At 38.5% G+C, this 17,182-nt stretch carries 13 protein-coding genes; 2 read left to right on the top strand and 11 right to left on the bottom strand.

Going from position 1 to position 17,182, the window contains the following annotated elements; translation table 11 throughout:
• Positions 1-50 precede the first annotated feature (50 nt).
• Genes MWU78_RS13620 through MWU78_RS13610 form a run of 3 tightly spaced genes read right to left on the bottom strand, consistent with a single transcriptional unit; the run spans position 51 to position 4,745 of the window.
• A complete protein-coding gene (locus MWU78_RS13620) occupies positions 51-1,244 on the bottom strand; it encodes a histidinol-phosphate transaminase (protein WP_246998603.1) in 1,194 nt (397 codons plus the stop codon).
• Between the two features lie 35 nt (positions 1,245-1,279).
• Complete coding sequence (locus MWU78_RS13615; RefSeq protein ID WP_246998602.1) at positions 1,280-1,780, bottom strand: hypothetical protein; 501 nt, start codon at positions 1,778-1,780, stop codon at positions 1,280-1,282.
• A gap of 28 nt (positions 1,781-1,808) precedes the next feature.
• The gene (locus MWU78_RS13610) at positions 1,809-4,745 is read right to left on the bottom strand and encodes a TonB-dependent receptor (RefSeq protein ID WP_246998601.1); all 2,937 of its coding nucleotides are present in this window, start codon (positions 4,743-4,745) and stop codon (positions 1,809-1,811) included.
• Between the two features lie 1,702 nt (positions 4,746-6,447).
• Between MWU78_RS13610 and MWU78_RS13605 the strand changes: the two genes are divergently transcribed.
• The gene (locus tag MWU78_RS13605) at positions 6,448-6,906 is read left to right on the top strand and encodes an Lrp/AsnC family transcriptional regulator (protein WP_187584808.1); all 459 of its coding nucleotides are present in this window, start codon (positions 6,448-6,450) and stop codon (positions 6,904-6,906) included.
• A 254-nt stretch (positions 6,907-7,160) separates the two neighbouring features.
• Here MWU78_RS13605 and MWU78_RS13600 read toward each other — a convergent pair whose 3' ends face one another.
• From MWU78_RS13600 to MWU78_RS13585, 4 genes are all read right to left on the bottom strand, one after another.
• Positions 7,161-8,540, bottom strand: a complete 1,380-nt coding sequence (locus tag MWU78_RS13600) for an NAD(P)(+) transhydrogenase (Re/Si-specific) subunit beta (RefSeq protein ID WP_246998600.1) — start codon at positions 8,538-8,540, stop codon at positions 7,161-7,163.
• Complete coding sequence (locus MWU78_RS13595) at positions 8,540-8,848, bottom strand: NAD(P) transhydrogenase subunit alpha (protein WP_348647090.1); 309 nt, start codon at positions 8,846-8,848, stop codon at positions 8,540-8,542. Before MWU78_RS13595 ends, MWU78_RS13600 begins: the two co-directional genes overlap by 1 nt.
• An 11-nt stretch (positions 8,849-8,859) precedes the next feature.
• Complete coding sequence (locus MWU78_RS13590) at positions 8,860-9,960, bottom strand: Re/Si-specific NAD(P)(+) transhydrogenase subunit alpha (RefSeq protein WP_246998598.1); 1,101 nt, start codon at positions 9,958-9,960, stop codon at positions 8,860-8,862.
• Positions 9,961-10,605: 645 nt separating this feature from the next.
• The gene (locus MWU78_RS13585) at positions 10,606-11,481 is read right to left on the bottom strand and encodes a helix-turn-helix domain-containing protein (RefSeq protein WP_246998596.1); all 876 of its coding nucleotides are present in this window, start codon (positions 11,479-11,481) and stop codon (positions 10,606-10,608) included.
• Between the two features lie 101 nt (positions 11,482-11,582).
• On the opposite strand from MWU78_RS13585, the gene MWU78_RS13580 reads away from it, so the two are divergent.
• Complete coding sequence (locus MWU78_RS13580; protein WP_246998594.1) at positions 11,583-11,963, top strand: DUF983 domain-containing protein; 381 nt, start codon at positions 11,583-11,585, stop codon at positions 11,961-11,963.
• Positions 11,964-12,145: 182 nt separating this feature from the next.
• Here MWU78_RS13580 and MWU78_RS13575 read toward each other — a convergent pair whose 3' ends face one another.
• The 4 genes from MWU78_RS13575 to MWU78_RS13560 form a co-directional block, all read right to left on the bottom strand.
• Positions 12,146-14,035, bottom strand: coding sequence for a monovalent cation:proton antiporter-2 (CPA2) family protein (locus MWU78_RS13575; protein ID WP_246998593.1), 1,890 nt, complete (start codon positions 14,033-14,035; stop codon positions 12,146-12,148).
• Positions 14,035-14,637, bottom strand: a complete 603-nt coding sequence (locus tag MWU78_RS13570; protein ID WP_246998591.1) for an NAD(P)H-dependent oxidoreductase — start codon at positions 14,635-14,637, stop codon at positions 14,035-14,037. Before MWU78_RS13570 ends, MWU78_RS13575 begins: the two co-directional genes overlap by 1 nt.
• 68 nt (positions 14,638-14,705) lie before the next feature.
• Positions 14,706-15,980, bottom strand: a complete 1,275-nt coding sequence (locus tag MWU78_RS13565) for a mechanosensitive ion channel domain-containing protein (RefSeq protein WP_246998589.1) — start codon at positions 15,978-15,980, stop codon at positions 14,706-14,708.
• Positions 15,981-16,248: 268 nt separating this feature from the next.
• The gene (locus MWU78_RS13560) at positions 16,249-17,142 is read right to left on the bottom strand and encodes a sugar phosphate isomerase/epimerase (RefSeq protein WP_246998587.1); all 894 of its coding nucleotides are present in this window, start codon (positions 17,140-17,142) and stop codon (positions 16,249-16,251) included.
• Positions 17,143-17,182: the final 40 nt, after the last annotated feature.

Raw genomic sequence — 17,182 nt, 5'->3', positions numbered from 1 at the left:
GAAACATCGAGACAACGTTCCTATAGATCCAACTCGTGGGCAAACTCAACTTAAACCAATACTTTTTCGAGGGCTTTTGTAAAAAGCTTCATCTCGTCCATGGTGCCCATACTTACACGGCACCAATTTTTACCCATAATCTCGAAGGCGCGAACACCTACTTTTTGGGCTGTCATTTTTTCAAGAAAAGCTTTTCCTTCCATTTCTATGGGGAAGATTATGAAGCTCGTGTATGATGGAATGTACTCAAAGCCCATTTTATCCAAGCTTTGGTAGACATATTCGCGACATTCAGCGTTAAGCTTTCTGGATTTGTCCTGAAAGGCTACATCATCCATACTGGCAATTGCTGCAAAAATGGAAGTGTAAGCAATGCCCATACCCCCACGGGTAACTTTTTCAAGTTTGGCCAGAGTCGATTCCTGCGCCACTATGTATCCTACCCTTAGGCCGGCCATACCGTGTATTTTTGAGAATGTACGGGCAATTATTACGTCTTTACCCTCATTTATTAGAGACACCATACTATTCTTGTCAGCATCCTCTAAAAAGCCCATATAGGCCTCATCAACAAAAACAGGGACTTTTTCTGAAACCCTGGAACAGAAATCTATCAATTCTGCACTATCTGTCATTGCTCCTGTAGGATTGTTGGGATTACAGATGTAAACCAATTTTGTATCTGCGTCAATGGCAGCTTCCATGGCTTTTAGGTCATGGGACCAATCTGCCTTACAAGGAACGGCTTTCCAAGAAGCACCTGTTGCTTCCGCTACACGAATCAATGACATATAAGTAGGATCTGCGGATACTACATTACCACCATTGGCAAAAAGGACCATTGCTGTTTTTTCCAATAGATCGGATGATCCAGGTCCCATCATAATGTTCTTGATGTCCACACCTTCTTCCTTGGCTATTTTCCCCATTAGGTCAAAAAGCTCGTACCAGGCATATCGATTGCCTTTAAATGCTACTTTCTGTAAGGCAGAAATTGCCTTAGGAGATGGACCGTATGGATTTTCGTTAGCGTTCAATTTGGCATCCAATACCGGCATTTCACGACTATAGTCTGGTAAAAATTCCTTAAAAAATGGAGTGTAAATAGCATTGCCCTGGGCATCAAGTGCCAAAGGTGCTTTGGGCATCTCAGAGATTCCAAAACTCAATTGAGGCATTACCATTGCGCCTGCTGCTGTCAAGGCACCCCTTTTTAACCATGCTCTTCTGTCTAATGTTTTCATAATGTTATTGTATTTAAGTTTTTGAGTTTAAATTTTTAGTTACTTTCAACTGGGTCGGAATTTCCGCCTATATTTCCTGAAGCTACTATAGTATTATCCGTTTCACTTAGGTAAATATTGATGTGCGCATCCAAGTCTAGGAGCCCATCATAAAAGGAGGTGTCGCTAATGACGTAGAACTTGTTGTCATTTAGCTCGCCCGTATCTCCAGAAACGGTATCCAGTGTTAGTAGGGTGGTTGTTTCCACTCCTGTAGCACCTTCTAAAATGAGTGCAGGATGCTGCTGGCCTTCAATGGTGTTATAGAGTGAAACCTGAACAAGTGTTTTGTTTAGGGTTCCTTTCCAAAAAACCACGCGACCATATACGTTGGACCCGCTAGGATCGGCAGCATCTATGGTATAGGAAGTGTAATTTCTTAAAGTACCTCCGCCTTCGGCGACTTCTAATGCAGCTTCTGGCATTTCTTGCTCACAGGAAGCAGTGAAGAAAACAAGAAATAGCAAACTAATTATTTTTATAGATGTATGTGTCATATCTTTTATTTTTTATAGCGTTAACAGATTAGAATCCAAAAGTTAGCCTAGCGAAATAATATGCTCCGTTAGAACCTTGCTGATAATTGGAGTAGAGGTAGAACCCTCTTTCCTCAGCTCTTAGAATATCTGGGTATTTATTAAGGATGTTATTGCCCCCTACAGTTAATGCAAGCTTATCCGTAAAGTTGTGGGTAACTCCTATATCGGTAACAAATTGAGCAGAGAAGGTTTGATCGGAATATCCTTCAGAACCATCATTAAGAGTTCGGAAAGTGTTGTCCAATGAAGTTACTTCCCCAAAATAGGATCCCCTTAGCATTCCTGACCATTTACCCCAAGAATAGGTTCCAGAACCAATAAAGGTAGTATTTGGTGTACCTGATTCGAATTGACCTATGGAAGACCTATTTACGTATTTTGTTTCCAATTCCTCATTGGATAATATGGTATTAAGATCGGGAACACTTGCTCCTTCAAAAGTGTTCTCACGTAATACACCTGAAAGTGTTAGGCCTAACATGCCTTCACCCACTTTTTCTCTATAGTTGGCCACTATTTCAACACCTTTTGTGCTTATGTCGCCACCATTAATTCTAAAACTTGCCAATCCGGAACCAATAATAGGTGCCAATACAGGAGCTTCGCTAGCATCAAAATTATCGGTTTCAAAGATGCGATCTTTTATATCAATTTTATAGGCATCTACTGTTAGGTCTATTTTGTTGAAGAGACGGGTAGTGAAACCTATACTTATATTGGTGGACTGTTCCTGTCTTAGGGTTTCTATACCAATAGCTCTTGCGGCACTACTTGTATTTGGATAAAGAGTACCATCAAAAGGATCAAGACCTACAAAGAAGGTAAAGGTGTGTGAATAATTCAATTCTTGTAGAGAAGGAGCCCTAAAGCCCGTGCTCAAAGACCCTCTCAAAGCAAAGTTGTCCAAGATGGAGTATCTAGTAGCTATTTTCCCAGTATAGACATCTCCAAAATCTGAATAGTTCTCTGTACGCAGAGCACCTGTTAACAGCCATTTTTCGGTAACATCAAGTTCTGCATCCAAATAAGCAGCGGTAACGGAGCGAAATTCGTTGGCCTCATTCTCAGGGGCAAAGCCTCTAAAACACTGACAGTTGGGGCTGTAGAACTTATTTATGTTAGTACTTGCTTCACCATAAGGAAGAACTACCGGGCTGCCATCTGCATTTAAAATAGGCTCGGAGTTAAGATCTTCCAAGGGAAAACCATCAGGACCTAATAATGCTTCGTTGTCTGTTGTTGCCGTATATATCCCTGCATCACCAATGGCGTAGCTTTCTGGCTGGCCAGCCTCAATTTGATAATTTTCAACCCTTAATTCTACTCCTATAGCAACGTTTAGTCCAGATAATACATCATCAAAATATTTGGATACATCAAAGTTGGTGGTGTTCTGGTAGAAACTATGTGTTCCCAAATCCATTGTAGTGGGAGACTCGGATTGTAAACTCGCGTTGAAGGTATTGAACATGTCATAATTCATTTTGTTTCGTCCAAATGTATTGCTGAAATCAAAATTGAAATCGCCTAGGGTACCATCAATTCCACCTGTAAAGGCTATGTTGGTCTGGGTACTGGCAATCTGGGGCCTAAATCCATTCGGGAAAAGGTCAAAATTGGCACGATCCGCCTGTGCAGCTCTACGGTAAAAGCAGCTGTACCCAGCTGTGTATTTATAGCCAAAATCGCCAAAAGAATAGAAATCTAGATCTTCATTGATGGGAAGTTCCAAATTGTAGGCCACGACTCCTAGATTGGATGCCGCGGTACCTGCATAGGAGGAAAAATCCTTGGCAGTAAGGCCTCTCGCATCCGAAAGTCCGGCATCAGTCCTAAGTTCATCGGCTAGTGCGGTATTGCCAGCAGCCTGTGCCGCCACTAGTTCTGGGTTGGTTATGATAATATTCCCTTGAGCATCTGTACGCTCGTTGTTAAGGTATGCATCCCCATAAGGAGAGGCATTACTTATATTGGGGCGAATTGTTGCTTCTGCCTGGCGGTAAAGTCCTGTAAGGTTTAAGTAGCCACCTTCTTCAAAGGATACCCCATAATTTCCTGCTAATTGATAATTGATTCCATCTGGTTCTGTATCTTTCAACAAAGCCTGATTATCTTCACTTATATCCGATCCGCTAAGATCTGGGGCGGAATTTGGGAATCCGCCCACAGTAAAATTTCCGGTAAACTCTCCAGTACCCTTTTTTAGTACAACGTTCATTACACCGGCAATGGCATCGGAACCGTATTGTGCCGAGGCACCATCCCTTAAAATTTCGACCCTGTCGATTGCATCTGGGACTATGAAGCTCATATCGGTAGCGTTCGCTGCTGATCCCGTTTGTGAACCTGCCAAAAGTGCCGAGGTATGTCTTCTCTTACCATTTATGAGTACCAGCATTTGGTTTGGGGCAAGCCCACGAAGGGTAGGGGGGTCGACAGCAGATGAAAGGTCACCACCCTGGGAGCGAAAGGCACTGAAAGAGGGAGCTGAAGCAACCAGCATTTGCGCCAGGTCCATTTGAGGCATATTAATAGCCTGTTCCTTTATACTTATAACATCAACGGGGGCTGTAGTTTCCAATTTGGTCCTGCCCTTACTTCTAGAGCCTATAACAATGGTTTCCATTAACATTTCCGCAGCTTCGGGAAGGGTTACGGTAATATTGCTTCTTCCACCGATAAGAATTTCCTTATTGGCGTAACCTAAAGAGGATAATAATAAAACTGCGTCGGATTCCGCGTCAATGGAAAAATTTCCGTCAAAATCCGAGATACTTCCTTTAGTGGTACCCTTGATTACTACATTCACGCCTGGTAGGGGGGTACCGACTTCATCTGTAACTATTCCAGATACAGTAATTTGTTGGGCGTTCATCGCAAGCATACTGAATAGTGCGAGTGATAGTATTAGAGCTTTCTTCATATACAATAGTTTAAGGTAGTTAGTAAACAATGTTTTAGGCATACCAATTTCAATCGTTTCCATGGCCATGGAAAAATCAATAGTACACTGGGCAAAAGGAAAGTTCCGGATACTTAACTATCATAAAACAGCTAGTTGTTGTTGTTAAATGACTTCACAAATTTAACGATACATTATGATAAACAAAAGTTCGAATCTATTCTAAGACCCTGTATTATAGCTAGTTATAGAGATAAAGTTGAACGGAAAAGTATTTTTAAACTATTTTTCTACCGATATGTCAGGTTTTTGAAATCTAGAAGAATAAAAGCTACCAATATGATCAATTATCCAAATAATTCATTTTTATCATTATGATAAAAAGCCTCTTGTCTAAAATGTATTAAAATCAGTATTTGATCATTTTTCTTTTCATATTATTGGTGTTTTCTGCAAAACGATAAATTAAATTTGTTAAAATTGGCATCAAAAAGGATTTTATTGAATATAATTCATCTACAATTATGTAAAAACTGACTTATATGTTTATTATGATCAAAAAAGTGTCGAAACAATGGAAGTTGATCTTGAATGGATGTTTTTTCAAGTTTAGTTTAGCGGTAAGTCTTATACTCTATATACAATGGTTATTATTATACCCGTGTCCTAAGAGATGCCAGTAAGATCGGGTTCTATAATATGATTCAAGGCTACATATATATAAATAAAACAAAAGGACTAGCTTTTAATCCCTGGCCTTCGGAGTGAATACCAAGTTCACTCGCTAAGTAGGATTTGAATACTTAGAAATACGTGTCCAAATGTTATCGGTAGTTTCCTTCCTACGTCTCATGGGCTTTCCCTGGGGGAATTGACGCCAAAAGCTGCATTGTCTTTATTGCTTTAAAAGGATATTGACATTGTTTCTTATTCAAAAGGTGTTATTGGAATTCCAAAATGTTTTAAAGTTAGTTTTGACTAATGAGGGAATGGGTAAGTATCCTCCATTATATATGGATAATATTAAATTACAACTATATCAATATTGGGAAATGTATACCTATTATATATAGTAGTCGATATTTTATATTGAACAACAGCTTTGGCCAATGCCAAAAGTACCAAAAGCCGATTGAGAAAAGTCCTTTTAGTTATTGTCAATTATTCTGATAAAGTAATGGAATAAAAGTACCGCCTCTACAAAACTATCTTAGTCTTCAGTTGAATGTTGCTAAATTCATATTTAGAATAAGTATATGCTCCAATTTACCGCTAAGCGAGGGTTCCATAAATTTATTATATAAGAGAAGCGGTAGTTAGAAGTTAATGATCCCAAGAATTGGCCAAAAGATTTCAATAAGGGTTATGGTTGTTATCCAAATCTAAATAATTGACATTTTTAATAATATTTATGTGTCATATAAACATATTACACCATTTTTTTTTAATGATTTTTTAAAATTTTAAGTGCAATATTCAATGGCGTTGCTAGGAGCAAAAAAAAAGAATAAATGATTTTTAATAATATGAAAAATCCTACTTCTGAAAAATAACATAAAATTATTTTTGCATCATTTTATTATCATATTATTAGTGTTTTTCATTAAATGATGAATTAAATTTACTGAAATCATTATTTATCAGAATAAAACACAGTATTCTGTCATAATTATTCTAATAGCAACAGATTTATAATGGTCTTGATAATCTAAAATTGAGCAATATGAAGGACAGAGTAGATGAAATGGATTTCAAAATTTTAAGTTTACTGGCAGACAATGCACAGATGCCTTATACAGAGGTAGCTAAGAAGGCAGGCATTTCCCCTGGTACAGTTCATGCCCGGACCAAGAAAATGATAAATTTGGGGCTTATAAAAGGTGCAACCCTTAATCTCGACTACAGTAAGATAGGTTGGAAAATGACCATTTTTTTAGGGGTTTACCTGCGGGAAAGTTTTATGTACAAACAAGTAATTGAAGCACTACAAAAGGTACCAGAGGTAGTTAAAATTCACCATAGTACTGGCAAGTATGATATATTTCTTAAAATGCATGCTAAGGACAGTATGCACTATAGGGATATATATCAAGATACTATTTTAACCATAGACGGGATAAAGGGTGTGGAATCGTTTATGTCCGTTGAGGAAAATATGAGCCGACATATTTCTTTTGAATAATATGTATTTTTCCAACTCTCGTGTATCCTCCTAAGCTAAAATTAGGTGTGTTTTGGCACTAATCGTTTGAATTGTCCTTATTGAAATGGACCGCAGCAAGAGATTAGCGGTAAAGATTATTTATTTCAAGAAGGACCAAGGCGTGCACGAAAACCTTGAACCCTTAGTATTGTATTTACAAAGTCAAAATCGGAGTCGAAATCTCTAAAAATATAACGCTCCATAAAATTAAGCTGCTATACCCAAATGGATTATTACATGTTTTTCAATTCGGCAACCAAATCTGTCAATGCTACCTTTGCGTCACCGAAAAGCATAGAGGTTTTGGAATTATAGAACAATTCATTTTCTATTCCGGCATAACCTGCGTTCATACTTCTTTTGTTTACGATGATATGTTTGGCATTTTCCACATCCAATATTGGCATTCCGTAAATGGGACTCGCTGGATTGTTGTGTGCTGCAGGGTTAACAACATCGTTCGCTCCAACAACCAGTACTATATCGGTATTGCTAAACTGGGGATTAATATCTTCCATTTCGACCAACATATTGTACTCCACATTGGATTCGGCCAATAATACATTCATATGGCCAGGCATACGTCCCGCTACGGGATGGATCGCATACTTTACATTTACCCCTTTTTTTGTCAACATCTCTTCCAGCTCATGAATAACATGTTGCGCCTGTGCAACTGCTAAGCCATAGCCGGGAACTATGACCACCTTGTTTGCGTAATTCATCATAATGGCAGCATCGCTGGGGTTAGTACTCTTTATTGATCCTAAAGCCTTATTCTCACCAGGAGTTATAGCCGCTCCCCCAAAAGCACCAAAAATTACAGAACCCAAAGTCCTATTCATGGCCTTGCACATGGCTACCGTTAGAATAATACCGGCAGAACCTACCAGAATACCCCCTACGAGCATCACCATATTATTATACAAAATCCCGGTTATTGCAGCCGCAATACCTGTCAAAGAATTCAACAAAGAGATTACCACTGGCATATCTGCTCCCCCAATGGGAAGGACAAATAATATTCCATAGATTAGACCAATGGCCAATAGTGCATACAATAACAACTGACTATCTACGCCAGCACCGACCATAAATGCGGCAAAAATGACAATTCCAATAATTACTAGGTTGTTTATAATGTTGTAGTAGGGTATCCTTATCACACTTTTTAACGAGCCGTTTAATTTGCCCCAGGCAATTAAACTACCGGAAAAAGTAATGGCCCCGATTATTATGCCAGAAACTATGGTGGTGGACTGGGTAGCGTTGTTTACATTTTTACTGTATTCCACCAACCCTATAAGTGCTGCACTGGCACCCCCAAAGCCATTGAACAAAGAGACCAATTCTGGCATTTTCGTCATTTCCACCTTTATCGCTATCAGCCAGCCAATTATGGAGCCTATGAGAATGGCCGCGCCAATAAGGATATAAATAAGAGGCGAAACCTGCTGTCCATGAACAAAAATGGTTCCTACAATGGCCAATCCCATACCGGTGGCCGCAATTAAGTTGCCCTTTTTAGCCGTTTCTGGATGCCCCAGCATTTTTAGACCCACAATAAAGGTAATGGTAGCGATCAGGTATATAATATTCAATAAAATCCCCATTATTTTTTTCTTTTAAACATTTGTAACATTCTATCGGTGACGGCAAAGCCACCTACTACATTTAAGACCCCCAAGACCACCGCAACGAAGCCCAAGGACAAGGCCACATAATCGGTTGGGTCGGCATGCAACATCACTAAAATAGCTCCAACTATTACAACACCGCTTAAGGCGTTTGCGCCCGACATCAATGGTGTGTGCAAAACAGCCGGAATGCTCTTTATTACCTCTACACCAACAAATACGGCAAGGATAAGGATATATGTAATCTGTAGGTTGTTCTCAATAAATTCCAAAAACTCATTCATCATTTATTTTTTTAATTTTTTCTAATAGTTCCATTTTGCACAATTAGGGTCTCATCCGTAATTTCTTCATCCAGATCCCATTTAAAATTGGTGCCTTCTGTTAAATGCATAATATAGTTGTAGATATTCTTCGCGTACAGATCACTGGCATTTGTGGAAACGCTTCTTGGATCAATACTGGTACCAATAACCTTTACTCCATTTTTGACTATGGTCTTATTTATCTGGCTTACTTCGCAGTTTCCTCCTTGGGCAGCGGCCAAATCTATGATTACTGCTCCATTTTTCATTTGCATAACCTGATCTTCCGTAATTAAAACTGGAGCTTTTCTGCCGGGGATGTTGGCCGTGGTAATAACCAGGTCTGCCTGGAACAATGATTTATTTACAGCCTCTTTTTGTCTTTTTTGGTAATCTGCCGACGCTTCCTTGGCATAACCCCCTTCTGATTCCTCCCCCTCATTATCCACCAAAATAAATTTCGCCCCAAGGGATTCCGCTTGCTCCTTGGTTTCGGATCTTATATCCGTAGCCTCTACTACGGCCCCTAGCCGTTTGGCAGTCGCTATGGCTTGTAAGCCGGCAACACCAATACCGTAAATCAATACTCTTGAGGGGGCTATGGTTCCTGCAGAGGTCATCATTAGTGGAAAGATTTTGGTCATTTCAATGGCTCCCAAAATCACGGCTTTATAGCCTGCTAGATTGTTTTGCGAACTCAACACATCCATATCCTGGGCCCTTGATATTCTAGGGATAGCATCCATGGAAAATGCTGTAACCCCCTTATTGGCAATCGCTTTGATTAGTTCAGGGTTGGACTTATGGTACAATTTACTGATCAAAATCTGCCCTTCGTCCACCAATTTTAGATCTTCTTCATCAAAGGGGTTTATTTTTAGGAGTACCTGAGCTTCATGGAAAATGACGGCTCTTTTTTCAACGGCCACCCCAACATTTTTATAATCCGAATCCAAAAAGGAAGAATACTCACCTGCACCTTCCTCTACAAGAAGTTCAAAACCTGAGGCAATTAATTGTTTTGCAATGATCGGCGTAATGGCAACACGTCTTTCACCATCCAAGGTTTCTTTTAATATGCCTATTTTCATATTGGTTAATGGTTTGGTTAAAACTGATGTGTGTTAACTTAATGGTGATAAATTATTAAAAAGCCTCAAAACTAGTGAATCAATAAAATTATTGGGATGTTTTAAAAGAAAGATTACAATTTTATTAATAAATGTTGAATTATTTGCAATAAAGCCTTTCGTTATTACAGCTCACTATTAAGCTTTATTCTTTTATTAATGTTTATTGTTACCGTTTTGAACATCAATATTAAGCATGATTTGATATAAGCCATCCTGTAATGTCTACCTCTTATGAATATGGGAGTAAATAGACTAATCGTTTAAATAGGGCTGGTATTTTAGTAAATGAACTATTCCTCTTTTGTATTCCTTACAGACTGGTAACATAGCCTTATAATATGCATTATTCCTTGGTTTCGCTAGGGATGCAGTTGGTATTGAGATAAAGGAAATGCATTGCCATAAATATTTGCTAAGTGGATAATTGTTTCTATGACTTTGTATGGGTTTTACCATTACTATTATGTTAATTGGATCATCGGAAAGTATTGCAACTTGAGAACCGTTGGTAATTCTATTATTGTAAACTTGATTTTTATAATGCAGGCTGTTGTTCCAAGTCAGAGGAAAAAGTTGGAATCGCGTTAAATTAAATCAATAACATTATTTATAGCCTTTTTTGAATTCCAGCGGAGTTGTATTTGTTTTTATTTTAAACAATCTGGAGAAATAGGCATAATCCTGATATCCCAAAATCTCTGAAATAGCGGATAAAGAATTACCAGAATGAACTATTAATCGTTTGGATTCCAATATTACGCGATCTGTAATCAGATCTGTTGTGGTTTTACCTAAAGTCGTTTTAACAATTCTGTTTAAATGTTTGGATGTAATATTTAATTCATTCGCGTAAAATTGGGCGGACTTTTCAGTTTTGAAATTCTTTTCTATGTTTTTCTCCAATAACCGCAGAGTTTCTGAATAGGTGTTGGAAGTTATTTCTTTAGTGTTTTCTTTCGTTATGTATTGTCTTGCCAAATCGATGTACACCAAATTTATAAGACTTGCCATTTTTTGACTCTTATATGGCTTGTCTGTCTTATATTCATCATTAAGTTCCTTAAACCTGGATTCCAGAAAATTAACCCCGATCGATGTTAATTGTAGTAAGGGCTCATTGTCATAGGAATAGTAGAACGGAAACTGTTCCAGTTTACTCCTTGAAAAATGAAGCTCATAAAAATTTTGGGTATGAAAGAAGATATAACCCTCCGGGGCACTTTCAAACTTCCAAAAATGGGTCTGACCCGGTCTTAAAAAAAACACAGTCCCAGGGGATATATTATAGCAGTTAAAATCGATTTCATGTACACCTGTACCCTTAGAAAATAGGACACATAGAAAAAAATTGTGCTTATGTGGTTTGTGAAAGTGATTCCTATTTCTTTCCAAATGCTGTTTTATATCGTTGCTGTAAAAATTGGAAAGGGGTATATCAGGCTCAAATTCTTGGATGTTTAAAATGGGGATGACCTTCATACATTTGGTATATGTCCTAAAAGTACAAAAAATGGCGATTTGGCTACAAGTGATATGTAACCTTTTTGGATTAAATTTGCGTAGTCAATAATTTTAATTATATGCAGATATTATCCATTTTGAAGGGTGAATGCCCAAATTGTAAGAAAACGAAAATTTTTGGTTCAAAAGGAAACTTATTGCTTTTTCAAATTCCAAAAATAAATGATAAGTGTAATAACTGCAATTTTAAGTTTGAAAGGGAACCAGGTTTTTTCTTTGGGGCCATGTTTGTTAGCTATGCCCTTACGGCCGCTGAATTTATTGCCTTTTCGGTTATTTCTTATTTTATTTTTGGGATGTCGCTGTCCGTGATATTCTTTGGAGTTGTAATACTGGCAATTGTCCTGAGTACATTAAATTTTAGGATGTCTAGAATAATTTGGATATATATTTTTGCCAATACCAAGAACACCAAAATTCCTGTTTCAAGAAGAATCTAGACTCAATGTGCAGTTAGGTTTTAAACCATACACAAGCACTTGGTGAGTACTTCATATTCAAAAAAGAGGGTTGTTTTAATTAAATGGTCTTTCATTGTAGGTCTGTCAAGAAGCTAATGTCTTTGGATGAAAGAATATATATATGGGAATTATCATTGACCCTCTTATGATTTCAAAATGGTTTATTCCTTCTCGGGCAGTTTATGGGCTGCCTTCATTTGTTCGCTATCCCAGTGGTTATCATATTCAATAATACCTCTTTGTAGGTCTTCCTCTAACTGTTTCTCTTGTTGTTTGATTTCTTGTTTTGCCTTAAAAATATATTCGTCCCTAGTTTTGGGTTTAACGGATAATCTTCTCAGGCCTTCTTCATCATATTGGATAAATTTTTGCGCTTGCCTGTGAACAGTGTACCTTCTAAAACCTAAATGCTGAAGTACGTCACCGGCCATCTTAACGGAAGTTTCCAAAGATTCCCTGTACACATTTTCTAGGCCCATGTTTAATAATTCATAAGCGTCATATCTATTTTTGGCACGTACCATCAACTTTACCTTTGGATATTTTTCTTTAACCATTTTCGACAATTTGATTGTGGTATCCGGATCATCTATAGCAGATATCAGAATCTTGGCTTCGGCTATTCCAGCCGATTCCAATAAATCCATTCTACTGGCGTCGCCATAATATACTTCAAACCCCATTTTTCTTAAAAGATCCACCCTGTTGGAATCACTATCCAAGATAGTGGCTTCAATACCATTAGATCTGAGGAACCTCCCTATGGTACTCCCGAAATGGCCGAAACCTACTAAAATAACCTTATGGGTTTTTGCTATATGATCTACCGATCTGGTTTCAGCTTTTTTGGTCCCAAATCTGGGTAAGATAAGTCGCTCATTAAGTATTCCAAGTATCGGTGTTAGGGTCATAGTTAGCGCGGTTACCACTAACATTATATCCAATTCAAACCGATTTAAAATATTAAGTTGAAAGGCGAATGATAGGAGTACAAAAGCAAACTCCCCAATTTGTGCCAGGCCTATGGTTAGTAGAAGTCTTTGGTCTACCTTGAGCTTGAAAATGACAGCCACCAAGAATAAGATTACAGCTTTTAATAGGATTACAGCAACAACCAAACCACTTATCATTAATGGGTTTTCTCCAAGAACAATAAAATTGATAGAGGCACCGACCGCCATAAAGAACAGGCCTAGCAGTAGGCCTTTGAAAGGTTCCAGATTACTTTCCAATTCATGTTTAAACTCACTGGTAGCCAACACCACGCCTCCCAGAAAAGCTCCCAAAGCCGGACTTAGTCCAACCAATTCCATTAGATAGGCAAGGGCAAAAACAATTAGTAAAGCGGAGGCCGACAATAACTCCCGTACCCTAGTTTTGGCTACAAGGCGTAACATGGGTACGAAAATATAACGTCCAGCCAGAATCACTAAAACAACCGAAAGGAAAATAGCCATGGCCTGAAATCCAAGTGGTAGATTTTCAAGCAAATAAATATGATCTGCTTGTTCAGCGGCAACTGCGGTTTTTTCGGTATCGGTCAGTAGTGGAATTACCGCCAACATAAGTATGACTATAATGTCTTGAAAAAGAAGAATGGAAAACGAAGAAGCCCCATAGGTAGTGTTCATTAATCCATTTTCCTTAATGGTCTGCAGCGTAATGGCAGTGGAGGAGAGGGACACTGCCATGGATATGATCAAGGAGACTTTCCAGTCAAATCCAATAAAGATAAATAGCAGGTAGGAAACCATCATGGTACCTAGTACCTGGGCTCCGCCCATCCCGACTATGGTTTTTCTCATTTGCCAAAAGTTCTTGGGTTCTATTTCAAGACCTATCAGGAAAAGCATCATTACAACACCAAATTCGGCAAAATGAAGAATGTCCTGGCCTTCATCCCCAACAAAACCCAAAATATAGGGGCCAATTAGTATACCTGCCAGCAAATAACCAAGAACAGAACTCAATCCTAACTTCTTGGCAATTGGTACGCAAATAATGGCACCGGCAAGAAATACAATCGCTGCGAAAAGAAAGCTACCACTCATTAGGATTCGACTTTATTTAGTTGGGGGGTATCATTTAAGAATTCACAATCACTTACCGTTCCCAAAGGCATGTTTTTCCGCAGGCAACCTATCAATTGCCGGTATTGGAGGGTATGTTTCTGCAACTCTTGATCGCTTATATTATGGGTTCCCATGACGGTGAATGGAGGCATATATTCCATCCCACAGAGTCTGGCGGTTTGCTCAAAGGGTCGTAAAAATTCATTTACCGAGTAGTTATTAGAACCTGTTGGGCAATAGACTTCCCTAGTACCACCTGTGGTGATTACATTTAAACACTTTTTTGTGTGCAGTGCACTTGCGTTGGGGCCATATGCCCAACCAAATTCAAGAACAACATCCATCCATTGTTTCATTAAGGGTGGACAACTGTACCAATAAAAGGGGTGGTGCCAAACTATGACATCATGTTCTTCCAATAATTTTTTCTCACCAATTACATCTATATTAAAATCTGGATAGCGCTCATAAAGGTCATGAAAGGTAACACCCTCCAAATTTTCAATTGTTGAGACAAGAGCTTTATTTGCCCTGGATTGTTCAAATTTTGGGTGGGCAAATAAAATTAATACACGTTTCATATTTCTAATTTAATGGAAAAAATTTATGTTAGGTGAATCTGGGTGGTTATTTGCTAATCAATAAAGCCTTATTCGCCCTTTTCATTTCTTACCTTGTCCAAATAAACCTCCATGGAGGTTGGCAGTTCAAAGACTTCTAACTCAAAATACGGAAGTGCCGCCAACAAATGGTCAAAAATATCGGCCATAATATATTCGTAGTTCTCCCACCGCTTATCATTGCTAAAGGCATATATTTCCATTGGTATACCCTCGCTAGTAGGGGGCAATTGCCTAGTCATTAGTGTCATGGTCTGGTTAATAGCAGAATGGTTCTTTAGGTATGTTTCTACATATTTTCTAAAAACGCCCAGATTAGTAAGGTTTCTTCCGTTTATGGCTATTTTTTTGTCAATGCCATGTTCCTTGTTGTAGGTGTCTATATTGGTATTTCTTGTCTCCATGTATTTGGAAATTAGCTGTATACCTTTAAGGGTTTCAATATTTTCTGCAGTCAGGAATTTTATACTTTTTTGTTTTAGAAGTAGGGCACGTTTGATCCGACGACCGCCGGATGCCTCCATACCTCTCCAGTTTTTGAACGAATCCGAAATCAGGGAATAAGTAGGAATAGTAGTGATTGTCTTGTCAAAATTCTGGACCTTAACAGTGGCAAGGGAAATTTCGGTAACATTGCCATCTGCCCCAAATTTTTCAAAGGTTATCCAGTCGCCAATACGGACCATGTCGTTGATGCTTACCTGTATGCTGGCCACAAGGCCTAATATGGTATCTTTAAAAATCAAAAGGATTACTGCCGAGGCTGCGCCCAAGGCAGTGAAGAATTTCCAAATGGTAGTGTCGGTCAGGACAGCAAAAAGGGTTAAGAGGCCCCCGATCCAAGCAAATATCATAAATACCTGTGTATAACTATCCAGGGGTTTGTCCTTCAAATGGGGCAGGGTCTTCAGATAATCCTTTATGCTCCGCAGCAGGCTTCTTATCAACAATAGCACCACTATAACCGCTAGTATTTCAATAGCCTTTAATACAACGCCTTCTGCATATTCAAAATCTAGAAAGGCAAGCGGAAGTAATTCATATAGTAATAATAAGGGAAAGATATGTGCGACATATCGAGGTACTTTATTAACAACTAAGAAATTGTCAAAATTGGTGGAGGAACGTCTTGCGAAGTTTACCGAAGCAAACCTCAATACTTTCCAAATAATATAATCCAACAAAACAACGACTAAAACTATTCCAACGAAAAGTAATAGTGCATTTAAATAGGAGGCGGTATTGGCGTCCATTCCGGTTTGTATTAGGTAATCGTACACTATTCGTATTAAACCATTGTTCATGAACAGAATTCTATTATTAATATTTGACAAAAATAAGAATTGAGGTTCAGTTGTGGCAGCAGATAGTTAAAAAGTGTCGCAGTCTTAGATCAAAATGATATTTTGTAATAACTTTAGTCACTTTCCAAGCTAGTTTCCAATAGCTCTTATACTAAAAGTATGGATGTAACACCAGCTTTTTAATTTCATCTATGGCGCTTTACGTAGTAATATTAAAGGACAGAGTGTTTAATTGGTCAATTTTGCCCTACAGGTGTTTTTGCCATTGTTACAAATATTTCTGAAGGTTGGTTTTAAAATATTTGGCACTGTCAGCGGCACTTTTCATTGGATTGGTTTTAAAATTGCCTCCTTGTTCCAGATAATAGAATTCCAATCCAGATTCTTCTGGATCGGGAAGAATTTCCTTGTAATCAATGGATCCGTTGCCCACTTCGGAATAATCCCGGCTTACTTTATCCATGTCCTTTATATGCCACATGACATAGCGGCCAGGTTGTTTCCTAATTAATTCCTTTGGAGTAAATTTAGAGGAGTGCATAACCCAATACATGTCCATCTGAAGTTTTACCAGTGAAGCATCGGTTTCATTAACTATGATATCAAAACCATTCTGACCGCCGTAATCCTCAAACTCATATCCGTGATTGTGATATGCAAAGCCCAATCCGGCCGAATTTACCTGTTCACCTATAAGGTTAAGTTTACGGGACATCAGTTTAAAATTATCTAAGTTGCGCTGTTCGGGAGCTATATAAGGCCATGTGATATATTTGCTATCCAGGGTCTTTGCCGCCCTAATGCATTTATCTACAAAACGTTTTAACTCATCATCGGATTTTTCCAAATAAGGAGAAAAACCGTAATGACCACTGGTGATCGATAGTTGCAGGTCGTCCAAAATATTCTTTAATTCCAATGGCGAAAATCCGTAAATAAGGTTCTTGTCCGCATCAAAACCGTAGAATTCAAAGTCTTCATAGCCCATTTCCTTTAAGGCCTCTAGGGTTGCAAGTGGGTCTTTCGCCATATCGGTACGTACCGAAAATAGCTGATAGCCCATCTTGTATTTCGGTTGCCCCAATAGGGAAAATGAACTTAGGGGTAATAAAGTCGAGGCACTTAGGACTGCTGTTCTCCCTATAAATTTTCTCCTGTTCATTTAGCAATATTTTAAGTCGTAGGGTGTAGAATGGCTTAAT

Source organism: Arenibacter sp. F26102, from assembly GCF_023015865.1.
In the GTDB taxonomy this organism is placed as follows: Bacteria; Bacteroidota; Bacteroidia; order Flavobacteriales; family Flavobacteriaceae; genus Arenibacter.
The sequence above is the reverse complement of the archived record's forward strand: the minus strand, read 5'-3'. Positions and strand labels throughout refer to the sequence as shown.